This window comes from Enterobacter sp. BWH64, assembly GCF_001037645.1.
Taxonomy (GTDB): domain Bacteria; phylum Pseudomonadota; class Gammaproteobacteria; order Enterobacterales; family Enterobacteriaceae; genus Enterobacter; species Enterobacter hormaechei_C.
On sequence record NZ_KQ089922.1, the window covers coordinates 1,531,915 to 1,557,628 of the forward strand.

The following is a 25,714-nucleotide window of genomic DNA, read 5'->3' on the forward strand; positions in this document are numbered from 1 at the left end:
TAACGTATGGCATGCGGCGAATTCTCCCTGATTGCCCGTTATTTCGACCGTGTCAGAACCTCTCGTCTTGATGTTGAAACCGGCATTGGCGATGACTGCGCACTTCTCAATATTCCCGAAAAACAGACGCTGGCAATCAGCACCGACACCTTAGTGTGTGGGCGTCATTTCCTGCCGGATATCGATCCTGCCGATCTGGCGTATAAAGCGCTGGCGGTGAACGTCAGCGATCTGGCGGCAATGGGCGCCGACCCGGCCTGGCTGACGCTGGCTCTGACCCTGCCGGAGGTGGATGAAGCCTGGCTTGAAGCCTTCAGCGATGCCCTGTTTGAACAGCTGAATTATTACGATATGCAGCTGATTGGCGGTGATACCACCGCCGGTCCGCTGTCCATGACCCTGGCAATCCACGGCTATGTGCCTGCCGGGCGCGCGCTGAAGCGCTCGGGTGCAAAACCAGGCGACTGGCTCTACGTGACCGGTACGCCGGGCGACAGCGCCGCGGGGTTAGCTATCCTTCAGAATCGCTTAACGGTTGAAGAGGCTGACGATGCGGCGTATCTGGTGAAGCGCCATCTGCGGCCAACGCCGCGTATTCTGCACGGTCAGGCGCTGCGCGAGCGGGCCAGTTCGGCTATCGATTTGTCTGACGGGCTGATCTCCGATCTCGGCCATATCCTGAAGGCCAGCGGCGTGGGCGCACGCGTTGACCTGGATCTGTTCCCGCTGTCGGAGCAACTGCTTCGCCATGTCGAACCTGAACAGGCGCTGCGCTGGGCGTTATCCGGTGGAGAAGATTATGAGCTGTGCTTCACCGTGCCTGAGCTGAATCGCGGGACGCTGGATGTGGCGCTAGCGCATCTCGGCGCGAAATTTACCTGCATCGGGCAGGTGATGCCGGAAAGTGAAGGGTTGCTGTTTGTCCGCGACGGCGCCCCGGTTACGCTTGACTGGAAAGGGTACGATCACTTTGGGTGAGTGTTTTGCCGGGTGGCGGCTTCGCCTTACCCGGCCTACGATCGCACTTTATTTGTAGGCCGGGTAAGCGTAGCGCCACCCGGCAAGTGTTTACTTAAACCCTACCACCGGATGCTGCTGATACGGCGTCTCCAGCTCGGCAATCTGCTCCGGCGTCAACGATAAGTCCACCGCACTCAACAACTCATCCAGCTGTTCTTCCCGCGACGTGCCCACAATCGGCGCGGCGACACCGCGCTTGCTCAGCAGCCACGCCAGCGCCACCTGCGCGCTCGTTGCACCGATATCGTCGGCGATCCCGGCTAAGCGTTCGGCAATTAACGCATCGCTGGCTTCTGTATCGTCATACAGGTTTTTACCCACTTCATCCGATACCAGCCGGGCGGTAGTTTCCCCCCACGGACGGGTTAACCTTCCGCGTGCCAGCGGGCTCCACGGGATCACCGCCACGCCTTCCTGGTAGCAGAGCGGCAGCATCTCGCGCTCTTCTTCCCGGTAAATCAGGTTGTAGTGATCCTGCATGGTGACAAAGCGCGCCCAGCCGTGCTGCGCCTGGAGATCGAGCGCCTGGGCAAACTGTGAGGCATGCATGGACGATGCGCCGATGTAGCGCGCTTTACCGGCTTTCACAACGTCGTTTAACGCTTCAAGCGTCTCTTCGATCGGGGTGTTGTAATCCCAGCGGTGGATTTGCAGCAGGTCGACGTAATCCATGTTCAGGCGTCTGAGGCTGTCATCAATGGAACGCAGGATCTGCGCGCGAGAAAGGCCTTCCGCCAGATCGCCTGACGAGTAGTACACCTTAGTGGCGACCACAATGTCATCACGACGGGCAAAATCTCGCAGGGCGCGGCCGACAATCTCTTCGCTGCTGCCGTCTGAGTAGCTGTTGGCGGTATCGAAGAAGTTGATGCCGCTGTCAATGGCGCGCTTGATGATAGGGCGGCTGCTCTCTTCCGGCAGCGTCCAGGCATGATTTCCCCGGTCAGGCTCGCCAAACGTCATGCATCCCAGGCAAAGCCGGGACACCTTAAGGTCCGTTTTTCCTAATGTCGTGTATTGCATGGTTCCGCTCCTGCTGTTTAAACAATACGTTTAAGCATAGCAGGAGCAGAAAAGGGGAGGGATCAGGCCAGCCAGGTGCGGATTTTAGCTTCGATACCGGCGGCGTCCAGACTAATGTCGGCGCGCGCCTCATCCTGGGTGCCTTGCGGGATGAAGTGGTCAGGGAGGCCGAGATTAAGCACCGGAACGGCTTTACGGTTCGCCATCAGCACTTCGTTCACGCCGCTACCCGCGCCACCCATGATGGCGTTCTCTTCCAGCGTGACCAGCACGTCATGGCTTTCCGCCATGCTCAGAATCAGAGATTCATCGAGCGGCTTCACGAAGCGCATATCGACCAGCGTCGCATTCAGGTTTTCAGCGACTTTTGCCGCTTCCGGCATCAACGTACCAAAGTTCAGGATCGCCACTTTTTCACCACGGCGTTTCACCAGACCTTTACCGATATCCAGTTTTTCCAGCGGCTGTAATTCAACGCCAAGGGCATTACCGCGCGGGTAACGTACCGCGCAGGGGCCGTCCTGATAGTGGTAACCGGTATACAGCATCTGACGACACTCGTTTTCGTCGCTTGGCGTCATGATCACCATATCAGGGATGCAGCGCAGGAAGGAGAGATCAAACGCGCCCTGGTGCGTCTGGCCATCAGCCCCCACAATGCCCGCGCGATCGATAGCAAACAGCACCGGCAGCTTCTGAATGGCAACGTCATGGATAACCTGATCGTAGGCGCGTTGCAGGAAGGTAGAGTAGATCGCTACCACCGGCTTGTAGCCGCCAATCGCCAGGCCCGCAGCAAAAGTTACCGCGTGCTGCTCGGCGATAGCCACGTCGAAATACTGGTCCGGGTATTTTTTGGAAAACTCCACCATGCCGGAGCCTTCACGCATGGCAGGCGTCACCGCCATCAGCATGTTGTCTTTCGCCGCCGTTTCGCACAGCCAGTCGCCAAAGATTTTTGAGTAGCTTGGCATCCCGCCGCTGCTTTTCGGCAGACAACCGCTGGTATGGTCGAACTTAGGCACCGCGTGGAAGGTGATCGGATCTTTTTCCGCCGGTTCGTAACCACGCCCTTTTTTGGTCATGATATGCAGGAACTGCGGGCCTTTCAGGTCGCGCATGTTTTTAAGCGTCGTCACCAGGCCCAGCACATCGTGGCCGTCCACCGGGCCAATATAGTTAAAGCCCAGCTCTTCGAACAGCGTACCCGGCACGACCATGCCTTTGATGTGTTCTTCGGTACGCTTAAGCAGCTCTTTAATCGGCGGTACGCCGGAGAAGACTTTTTTACCGCCTTCACGCAGTGAGGAGTAAAGCTTGCCGGACAGCAGCTGCGCCAGATGGTTATTCAGCGCGCCGACGTTCTCGGAGATCGACATTTCGTTATCGTTGAGGATCACCAGCATGTCCGGTTTGATATCGCCCGCGTGGTTCATGGCCTCAAAGGCCATCCCGGCGGTGATCGCCCCGTCGCCAATCACGCAGACGGTGCGGCGTTGTTTATTCTCTTTTTCGGCGGCAACGGCAATACCAATGCCCGCAGAAATGGAGGTGGAAGAGTGGCCGACGCTTAACACATCATATTCACTCTCGCCGCGCCACGGGAACGGGTGCAGGCCCCCTTTCTGGCGAATGGTGCCAATTTTATCGCGACGTCCGGTCAGAATTTTGTGCGGATAGGCCTGGTGGCCTACATCCCAGATCAGCTGATCGAACGGCGTGTTATAGACGTAATGCAACGCCACGGTCAGCTCAACCGTGCCAAGTCCGGAGGCGAAGTGGCCGCTGGAGCGGCTAACGCTGTCGAGCAGGTAGCGACGCAGCTCGTCACACAGCTTCGGCAGACTCTCTTTCGGCAACAGACGTAACTCCTGAGTGGAGCCAACTAACGCCAGTGTCGGGTATTTGGCAATATCAAAACTCATCAAAGGCTCATCGAGATTTATAGTTTATTTATCACGCTGGATTATGTAGTCCGCTAGCGCTTCCAGTGCCGAGGTATCCAGCGATTGCGCGGCCAGCTCATTCAGCGACCGGCGGGCATCGTCTATCAGATCCCGGGCTTTACGTTGGGCATGCTCAAGGCCCAACAGGGCGGGGTAGGTACTTTTGCCAAGCTGCTGATCCGCACCCTGACGTTTTCCCAATGTTGCAGTATCGCCCACCACATCCAGAATGTCATCCTGAACCTGGAATGCCAGACCGATACTTTCTGCGTATCTGTCCAGAACCGGCAGGGCTTTACGCCCGCGTTCACCCGCGCTCAGCGCGCCCAGGCGAACGGCTGCACGAATCAGTGCGCCCGTTTTGTGACGGTGGATGCGCTCCAGCTGTTCCAGAGTAACCTGACGCCCTTCAGCCTCTAAATCCAGCGCCTGGCCGCCGCACATCCCGGCGACGCCGCTGGCCATTGCCAGTTCGGACACCATTGCCAGACGATCGCGATCGCTCACCTCAACCATCGGCGCATCGCTCAGAATGGAGAAGGCCAGGGTTTGCAGCGCATCCCCCGCCAGAATGGCATTCGCTTCGCCAAATTTGATATGGCAGGTTGGCTGACCGCGACGCAAATCGTCATCGTCCATGGCCGGCAAATCATCATGGATCAGCGAATAGGCGTGGATACACTCCACGGCGGCTGCCGGGGCGTCCAGCGTGTTATCGCTGATACCGAACATATTGCCCGTGGCATACACCAGGAACGGACGCAGGCGTTTACCCCCCAAGAGTGCGCCATAGTGCATGGCTTCAACCAGTGGAGTGTTCTGAAAAGGCTGCGGCTCAATGAATCGGCGCAGCGCATCGTTGGCGCGGATGACGCGCGCCTGAAGCGCGTTGGAAAAATCCATTTACTCGGCGTCCGGTGTGAATGGCGTGGTTTTAGCGTCTTCGCTGTCGGAAAGCAGGATCTGCACACGCTGCTCGGCCTGCTGGAGTTTTACCTGCCCCTGGCGCGCGAGCTGCACGCCGCGTTCAAATTCGTTGAGCGCGTCTTCCAGCGGGAGATCGCCGCTCTCAAGACGGATAACGATCTGCTCCAGTTCACTCAGCGCAGTTTCGAAACTGGCCGGTGCGTCGTTTTTCTTCGGCATAGTGAATTGACTCTTAAATTTTTCGCCCTGACATGGTAACGGACTCGGGGCAATTATCAAATAACGCGAGTGGCGCGATGGTGGTATACTTGCGCGCCTGGATGCAGCCACGGGTGTGGGCTGCTGTATCATTTTCCACTACAAGCCTTTATAAGCTTGCCTAAGAAACATTGCCGCCATGAAGTTTATCATTAAATTGTTCCCTGAAATCACCATCAAAAGCCAATCCGTGCGTTTGCGCTTTATTAAAATTCTCACCGGGAACATTCGTAACGTATTAAAACACTACGACGAAACGCTCGCCGTGGTGCGTCACTGGGACCACGTAGAAGTCCGCGCGAAAGACGAAAACAAACGTCTTGATATTCGCGACGCGCTGACCCGTATCCCGGGTATTCACCATATTCTGGAAGTGGAAGACGTTCCCTTCACCGATATGCACGATATCTTCGAAAAGGCGCTGGTGCAGTACCGCGACCAGATCGAAGGGAAAACGTTCTGCGTGCGCGTGAAGCGCCGGGGTAAGCATGAGTTTAGCTCTATTGAGGTTGAGCGCTACGTCGGTGGTGGTCTGAACCAGCACGTTGAAACGGCGCGCGTGCGCCTGACTAACCCGGACGTCACCGTTAATCTTGAGATCGAAAACGATCGCCTGCTGCTGGTCAAGGGCCGTTACGAAGGTATTGGCGGTTTCCCTATCGGCACTCAGGAAGATGTGCTGTCGCTGATCTCCGGCGGGTTCGACTCCGGCGTTTCCAGCTATATGCTGATGCGTCGTGGCTGCCGCGTGCACTACTGCTTCTTTAACCTGGGCGGCGCGGCGCATGAAATCGGCGTACGTCAGGTGGCGCATTACCTGTGGAACCGCTTCGGCAGCTCTCACCGCGTGCGTTTTGTGGCGATCAACTTTGAGCCGGTGGTCGGCGAAATCCTCGAAAAAGTGGACGACGGCCAGATGGGCGTGGTGCTGAAACGTATGATGGTGCGTGCGGCGTCCAAAGTGGCTGAGCGCTACGGCGTGCAGGCGCTGGTCACCGGTGAAGCGCTGGGGCAGGTCTCCAGCCAGACGCTGACTAACCTGCGTCTTATCGATAACGTGTCTGATACGCTGATCCTGCGTCCGCTGATCTCTCACGATAAAGAGCACATCATCGATCTGGCGCGTAAAATCGGTACTGAAGATTTTGCCCGCACCATGCCGGAATATTGCGGTGTGATCTCAAAAAGTCCAACCATCAAAGCGGTGAAGGCGAAGATCGAAGCGGAAGAAGAGAACTTCGATTTCAGCATCCTGGAAAAAGTGGTGGCGGAAGCGTCCAACATCGATATCCGTGAGATCGCTCAGCAGACCGAGCAGGAAGTGGTTGAGGTGGAGACGGTCAGCGGCTTCGGTGCTAACGATACGATTCTGGATATCCGTTCTGTTGATGAGCAGGATGACAAGCCGTTGCAGGTGGAAGGCGTCGAGGTGGTTTCGCTGCCGTTCTACAAGCTGAGCACCCAGTTTGGCGATCTCGACCAGAGCAAAACGTATCTGCTGTGGTGCGAACGTGGGGTCATGAGCCGTTTGCAGGCGCTGTATCTGCGTGAGCAGGGCTTCGCGAACGTGAAGGTGTATCGCCCGTAGTTTCTCGCCCGGTGGCGCGAGCGCTACCGGGCCTGCGATTCTATGCTCTTTTTGGCCGGGTAATCGACAATGGAAAAAAAACATAAGTACTGGGAAATCAAAGAGAGAATCAAAAAAGATATTCTCAATGAAGTCTACAAAAAGGGCGAAAGCATTCCGTCGGAGCGCGATCTTGCCGGTATTTATGACGTTACGCGCGTAACGGTTCAGAAAGCCATGGCGATGCTGGTACAGGAAGGGTATATCGAGCGTATCCACGGCAAGGGCATGTTTGTTTTAAAGAATACTGCCAGCAATATTTACATTCTGAATAATGAAAAGAGTGACAGTATTCTCGGGTTTTCCCGTGAATTTCAGGGGCGGGTCAACGTAACCAGCCGCTTGCTGACGTTGACGACCCTTCACGCCGACGCGGCGCTGGCACAGCACCTCGAAATTGCGCAGGGTGATGATGTCTGGTTTATTCGCCGTATCCGTTTACTGGACGGACAGCCGGTGTTAATTGAAGACAGCAATATTCCTCACAAGGTGGTTGCCACTGTTCCGCAGGCTATTCTCGAAGAGGGATCGCTGTATGGCTATATTGAAGACTTTACCGGTAAGAAAATCAGCGACGCCGATTCACTGATTGAAGCGGATCTTTTTGATGAGGAGCTGGCGGCCCATCTCAATATTCTGCCAGGCCAGCCGATGTTGAAAATTACCGAAGTCACGCGCCTCGATGACGGTAGAGCATTTAACTTCTCCATCAGCTACAACCGGGCAGATATTTTCCGCGTCAAGAATATGCATATCAAACGATAACAGGCGCATCAGCGCCTGTTTCTCTTTTACAGCTTAGCGGCTGCCGCTTTATCGACAATGATCCTTAACCGTGGGTGCGGCTTTAGCAGCGTCGCGGGAACCGCCGGGTCCGGTGCGGAATTGACGGTTGTTGCGATGATGTCGGCTTTTTTCTCGCCGCTTGCCATCAAAATAATGGCCCGTGAGGCCAGGATAGTCTTCATCCCCAGCGAAATGCCCTGACGGATATGACGCTGCTGGCCGAAGTATTTAACCGAAACGGCCTGCGTCACCGCATCCAGGTCCACGATGTGGCAACCGGTATCGAGGGCGGCGCCCGGTTCATTGAAGCCGATATGGCCGTTCATACCGATCCCCAACACAATGATGTCAGGCCCACCGTGGGCCGTAATAAAGTTATCCACACGCTGACACTCTTCCTCGGGGGATTGCGTCAGGCCATCAAAGAAACAGATCTGATCGTCGCGCAGGGCCAGGTGGCTGAAGAAATGGCCCCATACCATCTCCCGGCAGCTGCCTTTATCGGCCTGACCGAGCCCCAGCCACTCATCCAGGCCAACAAATGCCGCACGGGAAAAATCGACCCTACCCTGTTTGCTGGCGTGCACAAGCGCGGCAAAAACGCCCAGCGGCGTATCTCCACCCGCGATGCAAATCAGCGCATCGGGTTTTTGCGTAACGGTTTCAATGACCGCTTTCGCCACGGCGTCACTCAGCGCCGCATAATCGTCTGTCTGTTCTACGTTCATTGTGCGTCCTTACGTTTAGCATACTGGGGTAAATAACGGTGGTTGACCTCAAGATATTCATTAAGGATCTGTTCTGCCGCGGCGGCAGAAGGCACAAGGGGATTTACGCTCAGCGCCAGCAGCGCCGTGTCGTAATTTCCAGTGACAGCGGCCTCAACGGTGAGCTCTTCATAGGCCTTCACGCTCTGGATCAGGCCGCGAATCTTCACGGGCAGCCTGCCATAGGCGAGGGGATGCGCGCCGTTTCGGTCGATCATGGCGTTGGTTTCCAGCGTAACGTGATCCGGCAGATCGGGTGTTGTGACCCTGTTAGGAACATTTACGACGTGGATCTCTTTTTTATCGTTATAAATAGCGCTGATGATCGAGCATGCAGTATCGGAGTACCAGGCGCCTCCGCGCTGCTCCAGCTCTTTCGGCTTGTGCGCAAGATGGGGGTCCTGATAAAGCGTAAAAAGCCGTTGCTCAATTTCGCGCGTCTGCTCGCCGCGGGTTCCCTTAGTATTTGCATCGCGCAGCGCGGCGTCGGTCATCTCGCGGGTCAAAAAATAGTATTTGAGGTAGGAGATAGGGTACATGTGGAGTGCCCTGGCAAAGCGGGCACTAAACCCAATGTCCGGTATATTTTTCAGGGAGTTATTTGCGCTGCCCTCGGCCAGTTTTTCAATAAAGTCGTCGGTATAATCCTCTCCCTTGAGGAAAATTTGGTCGGCAAAAATAAGATGGTTCAGACCAATAATGCGTGCGTAAACGTCCGACTTCTGCACGCCGTAGGCTTTGGCGATGTCCATCATCATGCTGTTTGCGCCACTGCAAATGCCTATGGTCCGAATGGCCGAGTGGCGGGTGATTGCCTCGGTGACAATCCCGGCCGGGTTGGTGAAGTTAATCAGCCAGCCGTTCGGGCACCATCTTTCCATGTCCTTACAGATATCCAGCAGGACCGGGATCGTGCGTTGAGCTTTCATAAACCCGCCGGGACCTGTCGTCTCTTGCCCCAGAACGCCGTATTTTAGCGGGATTTTTTCATCGTTGATGCGGGCATCAAGAAAGCCGACACGCAGCTGCGTGGTGACAAAATCGGCATCTTTCAGCGCCTCTTCCCGATCGAGCGTCAGGTGGATATTCATTGGGAGCCCGGCTTCAGCTACCATGCGCTGGGCCAGCTTTCCGACAATCTCCAGCTTCTCTTTTCCCTCTTCAATATCCAGCAAATAATAATCGGTGACCGGCAGCTCTGCGTAGCGTTTGATAAAACCGTCGATCAATTCTGGCGTGTAGCTGGAGCCGCCGCCAATAGTGACAACCTTGAGCTTTTTCATCGTGGTTCCTTTTTACAAGATGGGGTCGGAAAGCGTGTCCGCGTTGCGGCGGGCATTTTCTTCGGCCGCTTCGGTTTCAAGTTGTTTGCGCTCGGCCAGTTTGAAAAACGGCAGCCAGACCAGGGCGGAAATAACCAGCGTGCAGATGGACCAGATCACGGCAGGGATATTGCCGCCGGTCACGAACCATGCGGCGAAAATCGGCGGCATGGTCCAGGGGATCTGTAAGACGGGGCGACCAATGATGTCGAAGTACATCAGCGACCAGGTTGAGATGCACAGGATCATCGGCGTCAGGGTAAACGGGATCATCAGCAGTGGGTTGAAGACTATCGGGCAACCGAAAATGACAGGTTCGTTAATACAAAATATCGCGGAGGGCAGGGAGAGCTTACCCACTGATTTGTACAGCCGACTGCGGGAACGCAGCATGGCAATGACCAGCCCCATGGTCGCGCCCGTTCCGCCCAGGCACATAAAGACGATATAAAACCCGTCGGCGGTAATATGGGGAATGGGCTGATGATGCAGATAGGCCTGAGTATTTTCAGCGATGTATTTCAGGAAAATGGGACTGGTGATGCCGGAAAGCACGTTGTCGCCATGTATGCCGCAGCACCACAGCAGCGAAATCAGAAAAATAAGCACCAGCATGCCCGGCAGCGAACCGAGGCCGGAGACGAGCGGGCTGAGCAGCAGGGTGAAGAAGTGGTTGATATCAAAATTCAGGATGACCCTAATCAGCCAGATCAGAGTGATTGCTACCGCGGCGGGGATCAGGCTCGCAAAAGATTGCGCCACGGCAGGAGGCACGCCCTCCGGCAGGGTGATCACGACGTTGTGCCGGATAAAAAATCGCACGATGTGCACCGTCAAAATCGCCAGGATGATGGCAGAAAACAGCCCCGCCGCACCAAGATTGTCAACGTTGAGCTGATAGCTGTCGTTGAGTTGCGCCAGTAAGAAAACCACCAGCGTGACTATGCAGCAGGTGATAGCGTTGAGGTTGTACTCCTTCGCGAGGTTGTAGCTGATACCCACCGCAGAAATCAGCCCTATTGCACCAAAGGTAACGCCCACCGGGGCGCTGAGCTTTTCGGCAAACGGGCCAAGCCATTCACTCCAGCCGGGTATCGGTAGATTGGCGAGAATGAGAAACAGGCTACCGGTGATGGTGAAGGGTAAGGTCAGCGCAATACCGTTGCGCACGGCGACCAGTATTTTATTTTCGCCTACGCGAATCAGTACAGGAATGACTCTGTGCTCAAGAAATGTAATCACATTGCTTACTCCAGAAGAGATTTCTGCTCTCCCGCCGCTGTTGATGTTATCAGGCTTTGCTGGCGGATTTTTAAACTGGTATATACCAGTTGAATGCAGTTTTTCACGGTTCTTTTAGCCTGTCAAACAGGTATGCAATGCGGTGCAGATTTGATTATTTGTCTGAAAATAAAGGGTTTTTGAAAGGGTAAAACGGTGGGGAGACGCTTCAGGGCAGGAAAATGAATCGCAGAACTGTGACGCTGGCTGCACTATTTCTGTAGGGCAGACGGGCCAGCGCGTTGCCAGCCCGGGAGGACATCAGGCTTCGTAGAAATTATAAATCCCCGCCGCCATCACCAGCGATGACGCCACTTCGTACGCTTTTTCGCGCCCAACCAGCAGGTCAATAATCTTCAGGCCAAAATCAATGGCGGTGCCCGGCCCCTGGCTGGTGAGCAGGTTAACGCGCGGATCCCAGACCACGCGTTTATCCACCCACTGGTCTTCCGGAATTGTGTCCTTCAGGCCAGGAAAGCCTGTCATATTGCCGATGGGGAAAATGTCGTGCGGAACCAGCACCGTACCCGCGGCCGCACAGATTGCCGCGACGATACGCCCGGAAAGATGAAACTGACGAACGGTTTCAACCAGCAGCGGGCTGTCGCGGAAACACTCTGCACCCTTCAGCCCACCCGGCAAAACGATCATGTCGTAATCACCGTCCGCCACCTGTACAAGCGGTGCATCCGCCAGGATCTTCACCCCACGCGAGCAGGTAATCGCCAGACTTCCGTCGCTGGCGACGCTGGCGGTAGTAACCTTAATACCACCACGCACCATCAAATCAATGGTGGTGACCGCTTCTGTCTCTTCGCTACCAGGGGCGAGGCATACCAGTGCCGATGCGCTCATACTCACTCTCCTTTCGTTTTACTAACTCAAACAGACGGCTGTTTTCCGCAACGGTAATACCGTGTGCCCGGGCGCGTTTTAACAGATAACCGGTAATGTAATCAATTTCGGTATGCCGCATAGCCCGGATATCCTGCAACATTGAGGAGATATTTTCTGCCGTACTCTCAATGACCTGGTCGACATAATAACGTAAATCGGACTCTGAGGTGTGGTAGCCTTCGCGTTCAATGACGGCGGCAACTTCCCGGCAAATCAGCGCTACCCGATCGGGATGCTTGCGCAGCTCACCGTTAGGGCAATCCAGCAGGGCGGTCAGCGGATTGATCGCGCAGTTGACTGCCAGTTTGCGCCACAGTTCCGCGCGAATGTTATTGTGCCAGGCGACGTCAGGCAGCGTGCTTTGCAGGGTATCCGCAAGATAGCTGTAATCGCCGGTCTGTTCACGCGCAGGACCGATATGGGTGATACCACTGGCAACATGGATAATGACGTTACCGTCGCGACGTGCCGCGTGGGTGGTTGTCCCCATCAGCAGCGGTTGCCGGACAGATTTAAGCTCTTCAATGGTACCCATACCGTTGTGAATCAGCAGGATTGGCGTGCGTTCAGGTAACTGGGCGGCCAGGCTTTTCACCGCATCGGAGACCTGCCAGGCCTTCAGCGTGACCAGCAGCAAATCACTGGTGGCGAGAAATTCCGGATCGTTTGCCGTCAAAGACTCGTTAAAAATTGAACCGTCTGTACCAATTACGTTCACACTGCAATAGGGCTGGGGAATTCGCAGCCAGCCCTGAACGTCGTGTCCCTGTTTGCATAGCGCTGTAAGCCAGAGTTGGCCAAGGGCTCCGCATCCAAGCACTGTTACTTTCATCGTTCCTCCTCACCTGCAACGACGCCAGGTGCTATGACGCTAAGTATAGCGCCATCAGCTAAGCTTCTCGTTATGCCTCGTTGCGGGTATTATGCAACGCAACAAAAATGAAGGGAGAAGAAAAGATGCCATCTTTCGATATTGTTTCTGAAGTTGATTTGCAGGAAGCGCGTAACGGCGTAGAAAATGCTGTCCGTGAGGTTGAGTCACGTTTCGATTTTCGTGGCGTTGAGGCGACCATTGAACTGAACGACGCGAACAAGACGATCAAAGTCCTGAGCGAGTCTGATTTCCAGGTCAACCAGTTGCTGGATATCCTGCGCGCCAAGCTGCTCAAGCGCGGCATTGAAGGGACCTCACTCGATGTACCGGAAGATTTTGTTCACAGCGGCAAAACCTGGTTTGTGGAAGCGAAGCTGAAGCAGGGGATTGAGAGCGCGGTACAGAAAAAAATCGTTAAGCTTATCAAAGACAGTAAGCTCAAAGTGCAGGCGCAGATCCAGGGTGAAGAGATCCGCGTGACCGGAAAATCCCGTGATGACCTGCAATCCGTGATGGCGCTGGTGCGTGGCGGCGATCTCGGTCAGCCATTCCAGTTTAAAAACTTCCGCGATTAAGACAATCATGCCCGGCTAAACCGGGCATTTTTTCAGGCCTTCAGCGCCTGCTCCACCTCAAAGCGGTTAGTCACTTTGCTGTCAATTTTGACATACGCACTGCGCTCTTCCGGGACAATCAGCACTTCGCTCACGCCCTCTGTCGCTTCCAGACGCTGTTTTAACGCGTCACCGATTGCCACGTCATCGGGAATTTCTACCCGCAGGCTACTTACATAGCGCGGCTCTTTCATGGAGCTGGCAACAAACAGCCAGAGCATCGCCAGCAGCGCACCGGCGAGGAAAACGGTCTGGGAGTCAAACAGACCGTCCACCCAGCCGCCGAGCGACCCGCCGATCGCCACGCCGAGAAACTGGCTGGTGGAGTAAATGCCCATCGCGGTGCCTTTGTATCCTGCCGGAGACTCTTTGCTGATAAGCGACGGCAGCAGGGCTTCCATCAGATTAAACGCCAGGAAGAACAGCTGTACGCCGGCGATCAGTTCCCAGAAATGCGGGCCAGCGCCCCACAGCACAATCTCGGCAATCAGCAATAACGCCACGCAGCCCATGAAGACGCGTTTCATTTTGCGCTTCACTTCGGCGTAAATAATGAAGGGCACAACGGAGACAAACGAGATCAGCATTGTGACCAGATAAATTTTCCAGTGCTCTGCCGCCGGGAAACCGGCTGCGGCAAGTTGACCGGGCAGGGCGACGAAGGTGGACATCAGCAGAATGTGCAGGCACATAATGCCGAAGTTCAGCTTAAGCAGGCGCGGCTCGGCGATGACTTTGCTGAAGCAGCCTTTCACCATCCCGGATTCACGGTTGAGGACGTGGTTTTTACTGTCAGGCACAACCCACAGCGTGAGTGCGATCCCAATGGTCGCCAGCACCGCAATCATCCAGAACAGGGCGTGCAGGCCGAGCGCATGAGTGATGACAGGCCCCAGCACCATGGCAATGGCAAACGTGACGCCGAAGCTGACGCCGATAAACGCCATGGCTTTGGTGCGGTTTTGCTCGCGGGTTAAGTCTGACAGCAGCGCCATCACGGCGGCGGCAATCGCCCCGGAACCTTGCAGGGCGCGCCCAAGAATAATTCCCCAGATGGAGTGGGAGAGGGCGGCGATGATGCTGCCAAGTACAAACACCAGCAGCCCGCCGACAATCAGCGGTTTGCGACCTACGCGGTCGGAGAGCAGGCCAAAGGGGATCTGGAATATCGCCTGCGCCAGGCCGTAGATACCAATCGCCAGACCAATCAGCGCTTCGCTGGCACCCTGTAACGCCATGCCATATGTGGTCAGAACGGGCAGGACCATAAACATGCCAAGCATCCGCAGCGAGAAAACAGTCCCTAAACCCCAGGTCGCACGCAGTTCGCCTGGCGTCATTTTATAATCGTTCATTACCACCTCTACCAAAAAGCAGGCCATAGTTTAGGCGGGGTGATAAGTGCGGTAAATAGGTGTTTGTTTAAGAGATATTACGAGGGTGTGATAAAAGCACCCCCGGATAAAAAATTACGCCTCGACGCGCAATCCGTAGCTTTTGAATTTCTCAAGAACAATGGCAATTTCATCGTCACTGAGTACAGGAACGGGATCTACTATCGCCAGCGTGGCCAGGTAGAGTTTTGCCAGCACCTCTACCTCCTGCGCCAGCCACAGTGCCTTTTCAAGATTTTCTTCGCAGGTTATCAGGCCGTGGTGCTGTAAGAGCGTCGCTTTGCGATCGCGTAATGCGACCGCGACATGCTCTGACAGCGCGCGCGTCCCGAAGGTCGCGTAAGGGGCGCAGGGAATGGAGTTTCCCCCGGCGGCGGCAATCATATAGTGAATAGCAGGAATGGGGCGGTTGAGTATCGAGACGGCGGTACAGTTAACCGCATGGTTATGGACGACGGCGTTAGCATCCGGGCGGGTCTGATACACAACCTGATGAAAACGCCATTCGCTGGAGGGCAGTTTATCTTCTTCGTGTCGCCCCTGTGCATCTACATAGACGATACTCTCTTCGGTCAGATGCTCGTAGGGAATTCCGGTCGGCGTAATCAGCATGCCGTCGCGATAGCGAACGCTGATATTGCCGGCGGTGCCCTGATTTAACCCCATGCGGGTCATCTCAAGGCAGGTGTCGATAATGTCTCTGGCTAATCGGGCTCGTTCCATTTTTTATTCTCCGGGTACAGTTTTATTTTTACTGGCGGGAACGTTTGACCAGCTTCATATCGACTTTCGCCGTCTCGTTAACCGCTTCGCCGTCGATGGCTCGCTGCATCAGTTCAAACGCTTTTTCCGCCCAGGTATCTTCATCCTGCTGCATGGACCAGACGCTGTTAGGCAGGAACCCCAGCATGGGGTGCTCATCGAAGGTGCCGATATTTATGTGTTGGGGCACGGTGCCGGTACGGGTCCGCAGGGCTTCAATTGCCCCTTCCAGAACGGGTAACGATGAGGCGATAAACGCCTGCGGAACACCCTGGCTGTCGATAAGCGAATCCATCAGGGCATATCCGCCCTCCGGCGTATTGTCCGGCCCTTCGATGACCCACTCGCGATGGTGAATACCGGCTGTTTTCAGGGCCTGTAAGTAGCCGTTCAGACGGTCCGTAATACTGGGCAGTGCGGTATCGCCCACAAGGAACCAGAGCGGCGTTTTTCTCTCTGCCAGCATGTTGCGGGCCAGTTCATCCCCCCCGGCCTCGTTATGACTCTCAACCAGCGCGTTGTCAGTAAAGCCAAAATCCCGGTCGAGGAGCACCAGTGGTTTTTGGATCTGCCGCAAATGATGCTGCTGGTTTTCCAGCGTCGAGGGAACGATAAACAAGCCGTCCACGTTGCGCGCCATCAGGGCTTTGACCAGCTTATTTTCGTAATCCACATCGTTGTAAGTACAGCTGATCATCAGCTGGTAGCCCGAACGGCGGCAGCGCAGTTCGAGTTTCTCGGCGAGCGTTGCAAAGAACACGTTCGAGATGTTGGGCACGATGAGTCCCAGCGTCTCGGTTTTGTTTAGCTTAAGACTGCGCGCCGAATGGTTGAGGGTATAGCCGAAGCGCTCGACGTGTTCATTAATTCGGGACTGTGTTTTCACGCTGATCCGATACTGTTCGGCTTTCCCGCTCAGTACCAGCCGCACGGTGGTGACGGATAAATTCAGATCCTTCGCTATCTGTTCAACTGTTTTGGCCATCGCTACGCCTCAATCCTTAACGTACGTAAAAAACTGCTGATAAAGCATACGCATCCTGCCATTACATTTCCTGTTGCATCAGGAGATTAAGCGCCTGCTGCTGGGTCCACAGCATCAGGTACGCCTCATATTTTTGCCTGTGGAAAGCCGCGGTTTCCGGCCGACGGGTGATGATGTCGCCGGCTTTGACCATTTCCCGGGTGGCATCGGTGAGCGTTGCCCATGCACCGCTCGCCACAGCGCCGCAAATGGCCGCGCCGAGAGTGACGGCATCTTCTTCGGCTAAGAGATGAATATCGCAGCCCGTGGCATCGGCATACTCCCGCAGCCAGAGCCGGTTATGGGTGGCTCCTCCACAAATGACAATGCGCGACAAGGTGTGCCCGTGATGTTTCAGGGTATCCATAATATGTCGTGTGCCATAGGCTATGGCCTGTAGCGTGGCCAGATAGAGCCTCGCCAGCGCACGTTCACCGGTTTCTAATGTCAGACCGACCACGCTGCCCCGCGCATCCGGACGCGAACGCGGCGAGCGGTTGCCGTGGTGATCGGCCAGAATGTGCAGGTTGCGGGTGGGATATTTTTCTTCCTGTTCAAGCGCGGCTACCCAGTCGTTGAGCAGCGCCACCGGATGGCGTTGCGCCGCTTCTGCTTTTGCAAACAGGTCTGCGCTGGCTCCGTGCTCGCGCAACGTCCAGTCGACCAGCGCCCCGGCAGCACTTTGCCCGCCTTCCGTCAGCCAGTAGCCCGGCAGCATGGCGCTCCAGTAAGGCCCCCAGACGCCGGGCGTATGGATCTCCGTCTGACTGGCAAGCATATGGCAGTTCGAGGTTCCGCTGATGAGCGCCAGCGTGCCCTCCGGGTGTGAGCCCGTCAGCGCCACGCCACCCGCGTGGGCATCGATCATGCCGCTTGCCACAACCACCTCTTCGGGCAACCCCAGAGCTTGCGCTGCCTGTGGGCTGAGTTTCCCGACGCATTCAGCGACGTCCAGAATAGTATCGGGAATTTTTGTCAGTAAGGTCTCCAGCCCCACCTCCCTGAGCAGCGATTCGCTGAACTGCGCCTCATGCGCAAGGTAGTTCCATTTGCAGGTGAGGGTGCACAGGCTGGCGGCGTCCTGGCCCGTTGCTTTCCAGACCAGAAAATCGGCAAGGTCGAAAAAGCGCCAGGCCTGATTCCATGTTTCAGGATGATGTCGCTGCAACCACAGCAGTTTTGGCAGTTCCATTTCAATACTCACCTCGCCGCCCACGTAGCACAGGGCCGGATCGCGTGTGGCATTGATGCGAACAGTTTCTTCGTGAGCACGATGATCCATCCACATAATGATGTCCTGCGAAGCCGGACTGTCGGGGGACACGCTCAGGCCGTTACCCTCAGCATCCAGCGCGACCAGCGAGCAGGTGGCGTCGAAGCCAATCGAACGAATGGCGTCGGGTGAGATCCCAGAGGAGTCGACGGCTTCCCGCACCACCGCGCAAACCTGCTGCCAGATCTCCGCGGAGGACTGTTCCACGCGCGCGTTGCTGGCGTGAAACTGCGAAATCGGACGGGTCGCGAAGCTCAAACGCTCGCCTTGCGCAGAGTAAAGCCCAGCACGAACGCTGGCTGAACCCACATCGACCCCGAGGAAATAGCCGTCACTCATCATGAACTTCCTTATTTTTTACCAAACGGATGTAACAGTTTATCAATTTCAGGGGTGTTGATATTCTGCGCATTGACATATTTCACTGGAATATCAATTTCTTTAGCCACCGTCTGTCCGGAAATCACCGCGTTCAGCGCCTTTATGCCCTGATAACCAATCTGGTACGCGTCCTGCACCACGAAGCCCTGAATCACGCCGTTTTTGAGGAAGTTAATGATGGCTTCGGTGCTGTCAAAACCGATGACTTTCACTTTGCCCTTCAGATTCTGGCTGTCGATAGCGTTCGCAACGCCCAGGGTTGAGCCTTCGTTGGTGGCATAAATACCGGCGATATCTGGGTTGGCCTGAACCATATCAATGGTTTTATCCATCGCTTTTTGCGGGTCGCCATCGCTATATTGCACCGGCAGTACCTGAATATTCGGGTACTTCTCTTTCATTCGCTCGCTGAATCCTTCAGAGCGCTCAATGGCGGACGTCGTTCCGGCTACGTGGGCGATAATACCCACTTTCCCCTTCTGGCCTACCTGCTCCGCCAGCGCATCCGCAGCCTGTGCGCCCGCCTTACGGTTATTGGTGGCGACAAAGCTGGCCGGGATATCGGAGTTCACGCCCGAGTCGAAGGTCACCACTTTGATCCCCCGGCTGTTGGCGGTTTCGACCAGCGGGGCAAGGGCGTTTGCATCAAGCGCGGCCAGCAACAGGCCGTTTGGCTTTTGTGCCATGGTGTTTTCGACTAACTGGATCTGCTCGGCGATTTGCGTTTCATCGGCAGGGCCAACGTAGCTGGTTTTGTCACCCAACTCTTTTGCGGCAGCTTCCGTCCCCATTTTGACCGTCTGCCAGAATTCGTGCTGGTAACCTTTACTGACTACCGGCAGGTTCAAATCTTTTGCCAGCGCGCTGCTGGACAGGATGGCAACGAGCGACAGGGCGCTCAGGATATGGCTGGTTTTCATTATTTTGCTCCGTTGTAGGGTTGGCAGGGCTTGTTGTATCGAGAACCTAACGCATTCTTTTACGTAACGTGTCCAGGTAGACGGCGGCAACGACGACCACGCCCATCGCCACCATCTGCCAGAACTGGGACACGCCCATGAGATTGAGGCCGTTTTTCAGCACGCTCATAATGAACGCGCCTATGATGGTGCCGCCAATCGTGCCCACGCCGCCCATCAGACTGGTACCGCCGATCACTACCGCCGCAATGGCTTCCAGCTCATAACCCACGCCTACGGTTGGCTGGCCTGAATTGAGACGAGAGGCGAGGATCACCCCGGCCACGCCGGTTAACAGGCCGCATAAGGCGTAAACGAAAATTTTCACTCGCTGGACTTTGATCCCGGAAAGATGTGCCGCCGTTTCATTGCTGCCGACAGCGTAGATATAGCGGCCCATCACCGTTTTCTTCAGGATCCACATGGCGATCAGTGCCACGATGACCAGGTAGAACACCGGGTAAGGCAGGACGTCGAACAGGCGACCCTGCGCTAGCAGCTTGAACTGCGGGTAGTCAGAAAAATAAATCGCGCGGCCATCGGTCATCACCATATTGATGCCGCGTACCGACATCATTAAGCCGAGGGTGGCAATAAACGGGGGTATGGTCATTTTGGTGACCAGAAACGCGTTCACATAGCCGCAAAGCCCGCCGGCGAGCACGCCTGCCAGAATACAGACCGGCAGCGGCATACCAAACCCGGCGGCGATGCCCACCGCAACCCCTGAGAACGCCACCACCGATCCGAGCGACAGGTCGATCCCGGCGGTAATAATCACAAAGGTTACGCCAATGGCCATGATGCCAATCACCGCCGTTTGCAGGGCGATAGTCATGATATTTTCAGTATTAAAGAAGAACGGTGAGCTGAAGCTGAAAAACAGAACCAGCAATACCAGGCTAAAAAGAGGCGCCAGACGCATCAGGAGCGCTTTATTTATTTTCATCGTATGACTTCCGCTTTGCGGCGATGGAACGGTAACGGACATGATTAATCCTCCAGCGTGGCGTATTGCATGATTTTTTCCTGGGTGGCGTGCTCAGCCTCTATTTCGCCGGCAATGTGGCCGCTGCGCATCACAAGTATGCGGTCGCACATTCCTAATACTTCCGGCAGTTCGGATGAAATCATGATGATCGATTTACCTTTAGCGACAAGGCGGTTCATTAGTTCATAAATTTCCAGCTTGGCGCCAACATCAATTCCCCGGGTTGGCTCATCAAAAATTAAAATATCGGTATCTTTACAGACCCAGCGGGCAATAATGATCTTCTGTTGATTACCGCCGCTTAAATTCAGTGCCGCCTGTTCCAGATGCGGCGTTTTTATTCGCAGCGCATCCACCAGTTTCTGGCTGGACTCCCGGCAGCGTTTTTCATCGACATTACCCGCGGCGCCGGCGTAGTCCGGGTAATTGCCGAGCATAATGTTCATCTCAACGGAAAGGCCGAGGGCGAGTCCCTCTTTTTTGCGGTCTTCTGTTAAATAGCTGATGCCTTTCTCAATGGCGTCAGCCACGTCTTTAATCCGTGTGGGGGTGCCGTTCAGCGTCAGGGTACCGGCGTCGATCGCATCGGCGCCAAACAGGGCCCGGCCCAGTTCCGTTCGGCCTGCGCCCATTAAGCCAGCGAGGCCGAGGATCTCACCGCGCCAGAGGGTAAAGTTGATGTCGTGCAGTACACCATTTCGCGTCAGGCCATTCACCTCCAGCACTTTTTCTCTGCGCTGATGCGGCGGGCGTTTTGGGTAGATGTTATCGAGATTGCGGCCAACCATCATGGCGATAAGCTCGCCGATCTGAACCGTTTCATAATCTACGGTGGCGATGTATTGTCCGTCGCGCATGACGGTCGCGCGATCGGCGATCAGCGCCAATTCTTCCAGACGGTGCGAGATGTAGACTATCCCCGTGCCCTGAGCCTTGAGCATCCGCGTGACGTCAAATAAACTCTCGATTTCACTTTCGGTCAGCGCGGCGGTGGGTTCATCCATGATTAGCACTTTGGCATTGACCGAAATCGCTTTGGCAATTTCCACCATCTGCTGCTGGGCTACGGTTAATTCACTGACGCGGGCGTCCGGGGCGATTTTTAAATTCAGCGTGTGCAGTATTTTCTCAACCGCCTGTCGCTGGGCGCGTTTATCTAACTGCCAGCGACTATTTTTGCAGAATTCACGGCCAATAAAGATATTCTCTTCCACGGTTAAATCGGGAAAGAGATTAAATTCCTGATGGATAATCGTAATACCTGCGTGCTGAGCACTTAGCGGATCGCTGAATGATACGGATTGCCCTTCAAAGCGAATTTCACCGGAATCGGGTTGGTAAACACCGGATAATATTTTCATCAGCGTCGATTTGCCGGCACCGTTTTCACCTAACAGGGCATGAACTTCGCCGCGGCGTAAATCGAAATCAACCTGATTCAGCGCCAGCACGCCGGGAAAGCGTTTGGTGATGCGCGTCATCTGAATAAGAGTCTCTGACATTGCAAAATTCCTGTGTTGGAAAGGCAATGAATCACAAGCCACAGTGATTTAGTTATTAAGCTAACTCGACTTAGCTTTCGTCCTTAAAAGCTATTTTAGGGTCATAATTTAGCCAAATCATTTGTATTCAAATTGTGACGTCGTGCAAAGGTATTTTGTTATTTAATTGAATTCAAACGATATGTTTAGATTTTGCTGAATCGTAATACCTGACACTGATCGAATTTTGACTTCTCATCGTGAAACTGCTCACAGATCCTGCACATTTATCTTGTCTCATTTTTAGTGAAAACCCTAAGCTAATTCGAGTTAGCAAATTTCACCGCTTTCCGTTCACGGTGCTGCCCGGGCGCTTTTTCACGGCTATGCCCCTGAGACGGATAGGTTAACCAACGTGAGGAAGGGCTATGAAAACGATAAAAGCGTTACCCCGGATTGGCATTCGACCTGTTATTGATGGCCGCCGAATGGGCGTACGCGAGTCTCTGGAAGAGCAGACCATGAACATGGCGAAAGCCACGGCGGCGCTACTCAGTGAAAAATTACGCCACCCCTGCGGTACGCCCGTAGAGTGCGTAATTGCCGACAGCTGCATTGCCGGAATGGCGGAATCCGCCGCTTGCGAAGAGAAGTTCAGCACGTGCCACGTTGGTCTGACGATCACCATCACCCCCTGCTGGTGTTACGGGAGTGAAACCATTGATATGGATCCGCTGCGCCCGAAAGCGATCTGGGGCTTTAATGGCACCGAGCGTCCGGGGGCGGTATACCTCGCAGCGGCGCTGGCAGCGCATAACCAGAAAGGGATCCCGGCGTTTTCCATTTACGGCCACGATGTACAGGATGCGGGCGACGAGACCATCCCGGCAGACGTTGAGGAAAAATTGTTGCGCTTCGCCCGGGCGGGCCTGGCGGTCGCCAGCATGAAGGGGAAAAGTTATCTGTCGGTGGGCGGTGTCTCAATGGGGATCGCGGGCTCGATTGTCGATCACAACTTCTTTGAATCCTGGCTGGGGATGAAGGTGCAGGCGGTGGATATGACCGAACTGCGTCGCCGCATCGATCATAAGATTTACGACGAGCAAGAACTTGAGCTGGCCCTGAGCTGGGCGAAGGCACATTTCCGTTTCGGCGAGGATAAAAACGCAGAGCAGTATCGTCGCAATGAACAGGAAAATGCTGCGATCCTGCGGGAGAGCCTGCTAATGGCGATATGCATCCGCGACATGATGCAGGGCAACCCTAAACTCGCTGCGATGGGCCGCGTGGAGGAATCGCTGGGCTATAACGCCATTGCGTCCGGTTTCCAGGGGCAGCGCCACTGGACGGATCAGTATCCAAATGGCGATACCGCAGAGGCGCTGCTGAACAGCTCTTTCGACTGGAACGGTATTCGCCAGCCGTTGGTAGTGGCGACGGAAAATGACAGCCTTAACGGGGTAGCGATGCTGTTTGGGCATCTGATGACCGGCACCGCGCAGATTTTTGCTGATGTACGCACCTACTGGTCGCCGGAGTCGGTTGAGCGTGTTTCCGGCCAGAAGCTCACTGGACGGGCTGAGCACGGCATTATTCATCTGATCAACTCCGGCTCGGCGGCGCTGGACGGTACAGCGGAGCAGAAAGACGCCGAGGGGAAACCGACCCTGAAACCACACTGGGACATTACTGAGCAGGAAGCCAACGCGTGCCTGGCCGCAACCCACTGGTGTCCGGCGGTGCATGAATACTTCCGCGGGGGCGGTTTCTCATCAAACTTCCTCACCCGGGGTGGCGTGCCATTTACCATGACCCGCGTAAACCTCATCAAGGGTGTGGGTCCGGTATTACAGATAGCGGAAGGCTGGAGTGTTGAGCTGCCGGAACACGTACATGACATTCTGAATAAGCGCACCGATTCAACCTGGCCCACCACCTGGTTTGCCCCACGCCTGACCGGTAAAGGCCCGTTCAGCGACGTCTATTCAGTGATGGCGAACTGGGGCGCTAACCACGGGGTATTAACCGTCGGGCACGTCGGTGCTGATTTCATCACCCTGGCGTCCATGCTGCGCATCCCTGTATGCATGCATAACGTACCGGAGGCGCTGATTTATCGGCCGACGGCCTGGGGCGCTCACGGTATGGATCCGGAAGGGCAGGATTACCGCGCCTGTGAAAATTACGGACCGTTATACAAACATTAATCCGGCCTGCCAGCCTGCTCCGGCGGGCTGGCAGCCTGTGGGGACCGCGATGAAAAAATGTTTTCTGGTTCTCGATTGTGGCGCGACGAACGTGCGCGCCATTGCGCTGGATCCCGAAGGGAATATTGTGGCGCGCGCCGCGGTGGCGAACGAAAGCGAAAGCGCCGCTGAAAATCCGGCCTGGCACCAGTGGTCGCTCGACGCCATCATGCAACGGTTTGCCGTCTGTTGTCAGAAAATCAGCGCAGCGCTGAGCGAGCATCACCTGTGCGGAATGAGTGTGACGACCTTTGGCGTGGATGGCGCACTGGTAGATGAGCGGGGAGAACTGCTTTACCCGATCATTAGCTGGAAGTGCCCGCGAACCGTGCCGGTGATGGAAGCGGTTGCCCGTTCATGCTCCCCGGCAGAACTACAGCAGATCACCGGCGTTGGGCAGTTTAGTTTTAACACGTTGTATAAGCTAGGCTGGCTTCAGGACAACCATCCCGATCTGTTACAGCGTGCTCACGCCTGGCTTTTTATCTCCTCGCTAATCAACCATCGCCTGACCGGAAAGATGACGACCGATCTCACGATGGCCGGTACCAGTCAGATGTTCGATCTGCATCAGCAGCGCTTCAGTGAAACGATCTTAAGCAAGATCGGCGTGCCTCATTCCCTTTTCCCGACGCTGGTTTCCCCCGGAGAAAGGATTGGTGAATTGCGGCCCGACGCTGCATCCAGGCTCGGATTGCCTTGCGGTGTGCCGGTGATCTCCGCCGGGCACGACACGCAGTTTGCCCTTTTTGGCGCCGGGGCGGGAATTAATGAGCCAGTTCTCTCTTCGGGTACCTGGGAGATTTTAATGGCGCGCACCACGCAGGTTGATACCGCTTTGCTGGGGCAATACCCGGGCGCAACCTGCGAACTGGATAGCCGGACGGGGCTCTATAATCCGGGAATGCAATATCTGGCGTCTGGCGTACTGGAGTGGATCCGCGCGCTGTTCTGGTCGCCTGATACCGACTGGGACACTATTCTGGCTCAGGCGGCGGCAATTCCGAACGGCGCGGATGGCGTCACGATGAATACCCAACTGCTCGATTCTCCACTCGCCGGCTGGCAGGGCGTAACGCTCACCACCACGCCAGCCCATTTTTACCGCGCAGCCCTGGAAGGACTCACGGTGCATCTGCAAGAAAAATGCCTGGCGCTGGAGGCGATCGCGCAATTTAAGGCGCGTGAACTCCTGCTGGTGGGGGGAGGTAGCCGCAATATGCTGTGGAATCAGCTCAAGTCCAATGCGCTTGGGATCCCGGTGAAGGTTCTTGAAGAGGCTGATACGACCGTGCTGGGGGCGTCTTTGTACGGATGGTGGGGCGTCGGAGAAACGGCCAGCGCTGAGGCTGCTCGCGATCGGGTCCACTATCGTTACCGTTATTTCTATCCTGAGGAGCAACCTTGTGCTTAAAACGATATCCCCTCTGATTTCACCCGAGCTGCTGAAAACGCTGGCAGAGATGGGTCATGGTGACGAGATTATTTTTGCAGATGCTCACTTTCCCGCGCATAGCCTGGGGCCAAAGACGATCCGCGCAGATGGCCTGCTCATCAGCGATTTGCTGGCCGCGGTGATACCGCTGTTTGAACTGGACAGCTATGCGCCACCGCTGGTGATGATGGCCCCTGTCGACGGGGATACGCTCGATATACAGGTAGAAGCGCGCTATCGCAACGCACTCTTTGGTGAGGCGGAAGGGGAGGGGGTTACGCGTATTGACCGTTATGCGTTTTATGCGCGGGCACAGAAAGCGTACGCCATCGTGGTGACGGGCGAGACCGCGAAATACGGCAATATACTGTTAAAGAAAGGGGTTACGCCGTACCAATAAAAAACGCCGGGCTAAACCCGGCGTTT

Annotated in this window: 23 protein-coding genes; 7 read left to right on the forward strand and 16 right to left on the reverse strand. The window is 55.5% G+C overall.

The annotated features are described in order from the left end of the window. Nucleotides 1–6 precede the first annotated feature (6 nt). A complete protein-coding gene (gene thiL, locus SK50_RS07255) occupies nt 7–978 on the forward strand; it encodes a thiamine-phosphate kinase (protein WP_015571296.1) in 972 nt (323 codons plus the stop codon). Between the two features lie 90 nt (nt 979–1,068). Here thiL and SK50_RS07260 read toward each other — a convergent pair whose 3' ends face one another. The 4 genes from SK50_RS07260 to xseB all read right to left on the reverse strand — a co-directional run bounded on the left by SK50_RS07260 (nt 1,069) and on the right by xseB (nt 5,135). After that, nucleotides 1,069–2,043, reverse strand: coding sequence for an aldo/keto reductase (locus SK50_RS07260; protein WP_048229250.1), 975 nt, complete (start codon nt 2,041–2,043; stop codon nt 1,069–1,071). Nucleotides 2,044–2,105: 62 nt separating this feature from the next. Continuing rightward, complete coding sequence (gene dxs, locus SK50_RS07265; RefSeq protein ID WP_048229252.1) at nt 2,106–3,968, reverse strand: 1-deoxy-D-xylulose-5-phosphate synthase; 1,863 nt, start codon at nt 3,966–3,968, stop codon at nt 2,106–2,108. A gap of 24 nt (nt 3,969–3,992) precedes the next feature. Beyond that, nucleotides 3,993–4,892, reverse strand: coding sequence for a (2E,6E)-farnesyl diphosphate synthase (ispA, locus tag SK50_RS07270; protein WP_017383172.1), 900 nt, complete (start codon nt 4,890–4,892; stop codon nt 3,993–3,995). Further along, nucleotides 4,893–5,135 (reverse strand): exodeoxyribonuclease VII small subunit, encoded by a 243-nt coding sequence (gene xseB / locus SK50_RS07275; protein WP_015571292.1) that lies wholly within the window; start codon nt 5,133–5,135, stop codon nt 4,893–4,895. Nucleotides 5,136–5,313: 178 nt separating this feature from the next. Here xseB and thiI point away from each other — a divergent pair, with 178 nt between their 5' ends. Together thiI and SK50_RS07285 are read left to right on the forward strand one after the other, a co-directional pair. Beyond that, entirely contained in the window at nt 5,314–6,762 is a 1,449-nt protein-coding gene (gene thiI / locus SK50_RS07280) for a tRNA uracil 4-sulfurtransferase ThiI (RefSeq protein ID WP_006809903.1), read from the forward strand. A 69-nt stretch (nt 6,763–6,831) separates the two neighbouring features. Next, on the forward strand, nt 6,832–7,566 hold the full coding sequence (locus SK50_RS07285; protein ID WP_017383174.1) for a GntR family transcriptional regulator: 735 nt from the start codon (nt 6,832–6,834) through the stop codon (nt 7,564–7,566). Between the two features lie 26 nt (nt 7,567–7,592). Here SK50_RS07285 and SK50_RS07290 read toward each other — a convergent pair whose 3' ends face one another. The 5 genes from SK50_RS07290 to panE form a co-directional block, all read right to left on the reverse strand. Continuing rightward, nucleotides 7,593–8,315 carry a glucosamine-6-phosphate deaminase gene (locus SK50_RS07290; protein WP_017383175.1) on the reverse strand — a complete coding sequence of 241 codons (723 nt, stop codon included), beginning with the start codon at nt 8,313–8,315 and terminating at the stop codon, nt 7,593–7,595. Next, nucleotides 8,312–9,637: a 6-phospho-beta-glucosidase gene (locus SK50_RS07295; protein ID WP_048229255.1), complete on the reverse strand. Its 1,326-nt coding sequence runs from the start codon at nt 9,635–9,637 to the stop codon at nt 8,312–8,314. The genes SK50_RS07290 and SK50_RS07295 overlap by 4 nt, the downstream gene beginning before the upstream one ends. A 12-nt stretch (nt 9,638–9,649) precedes the next feature. Beyond that, complete coding sequence (locus SK50_RS07300; protein WP_032670497.1) at nt 9,650–10,918, reverse strand: PTS sugar transporter subunit IIC; 1,269 nt, start codon at nt 10,916–10,918, stop codon at nt 9,650–9,652. A 300-nt stretch (nt 10,919–11,218) separates the two neighbouring features. Next, the gene (gene yajL, locus SK50_RS07305) at nt 11,219–11,812 is read right to left on the reverse strand and encodes a protein deglycase YajL (RefSeq protein WP_015571288.1); all 594 of its coding nucleotides are present in this window, start codon (nt 11,810–11,812) and stop codon (nt 11,219–11,221) included. Next, entirely contained in the window at nt 11,775–12,686 is a 912-nt protein-coding gene (panE, locus tag SK50_RS07310) for a 2-dehydropantoate 2-reductase (RefSeq protein WP_045327572.1), read from the reverse strand. Before panE ends, yajL begins: the two co-directional genes overlap by 38 nt. 125 nt (nt 12,687–12,811) lie before the next feature. On the opposite strand from panE, the gene SK50_RS07315 reads away from it, so the two are divergent. Next, a complete protein-coding gene (locus SK50_RS07315) occupies nt 12,812–13,303 on the forward strand; it encodes a YajQ family cyclic di-GMP-binding protein (RefSeq protein WP_017383179.1) in 492 nt (163 codons plus the stop codon). A gap of 32 nt (nt 13,304–13,335) precedes the next feature. Here SK50_RS07315 and SK50_RS07320 read toward each other — a convergent pair whose 3' ends face one another. From SK50_RS07320 to SK50_RS07350, 7 genes are all read right to left on the reverse strand, one after another. Then, entirely contained in the window at nt 13,336–14,697 is a 1,362-nt protein-coding gene (locus SK50_RS07320; RefSeq protein ID WP_045344600.1) for an MFS transporter, read from the reverse strand. 114 nt (nt 14,698–14,811) lie between these two features. Beyond that, a complete protein-coding gene (fucA, locus tag SK50_RS07325) occupies nt 14,812–15,459 on the reverse strand; it encodes an L-fuculose-phosphate aldolase (protein WP_017383181.1) in 648 nt (215 codons plus the stop codon). Nucleotides 15,460–15,487: 28 nt separating this feature from the next. After that, nucleotides 15,488–16,483 (reverse strand): LacI family DNA-binding transcriptional regulator, encoded by a 996-nt coding sequence (locus SK50_RS07330; protein ID WP_015571284.1) that lies wholly within the window; start codon nt 16,481–16,483, stop codon nt 15,488–15,490. Between the two features lie 61 nt (nt 16,484–16,544). Then, nucleotides 16,545–18,134, reverse strand: coding sequence for an FGGY-family carbohydrate kinase (locus SK50_RS07335; RefSeq protein WP_017694416.1), 1,590 nt, complete (start codon nt 18,132–18,134; stop codon nt 16,545–16,547). Nucleotides 18,135–18,145: 11 nt separating this feature from the next. Beyond that, a complete protein-coding gene (locus SK50_RS07340; protein ID WP_000858088.1) occupies nt 18,146–19,096 on the reverse strand; it encodes an ABC transporter substrate-binding protein in 951 nt (316 codons plus the stop codon). Nucleotides 19,097–19,142: 46 nt separating this feature from the next. Further along, nucleotides 19,143–20,126 (reverse strand): ABC transporter permease, encoded by a 984-nt coding sequence (locus SK50_RS07345; RefSeq protein WP_017383183.1) that lies wholly within the window; start codon nt 20,124–20,126, stop codon nt 19,143–19,145. Between the two features lie 2 nt (nt 20,127–20,128). Continuing rightward, complete coding sequence (locus tag SK50_RS07350) at nt 20,129–21,628, reverse strand: sugar ABC transporter ATP-binding protein (protein ID WP_017383184.1); 1,500 nt, start codon at nt 21,626–21,628, stop codon at nt 20,129–20,131. Between the two features lie 407 nt (nt 21,629–22,035). Between SK50_RS07350 and fucI the strand changes: the two genes are divergently transcribed. From fucI to fucU, 3 genes are read left to right on the forward strand one after another with little or no spacing between them, the layout of a single operon-like run. After that, complete coding sequence (gene fucI, locus SK50_RS07355; RefSeq protein WP_045344598.1) at nt 22,036–23,814, forward strand: L-fucose isomerase; 1,779 nt, start codon at nt 22,036–22,038, stop codon at nt 23,812–23,814. Between the two features lie 49 nt (nt 23,815–23,863). After that, on the forward strand, nt 23,864–25,267 hold the full coding sequence (gene fucK / locus SK50_RS07360) for an L-fuculokinase (protein WP_045344618.1): 1,404 nt from the start codon (nt 23,864–23,866) through the stop codon (nt 25,265–25,267). After that, the gene (gene fucU / locus SK50_RS07365; RefSeq protein ID WP_017694412.1) at nt 25,260–25,688 is read left to right on the forward strand and encodes an L-fucose mutarotase; all 429 of its coding nucleotides are present in this window, start codon (nt 25,260–25,262) and stop codon (nt 25,686–25,688) included. The genes fucK and fucU overlap by 8 nt, the downstream gene beginning before the upstream one ends. Nucleotides 25,689–25,714 lie beyond the last annotated feature (26 nt).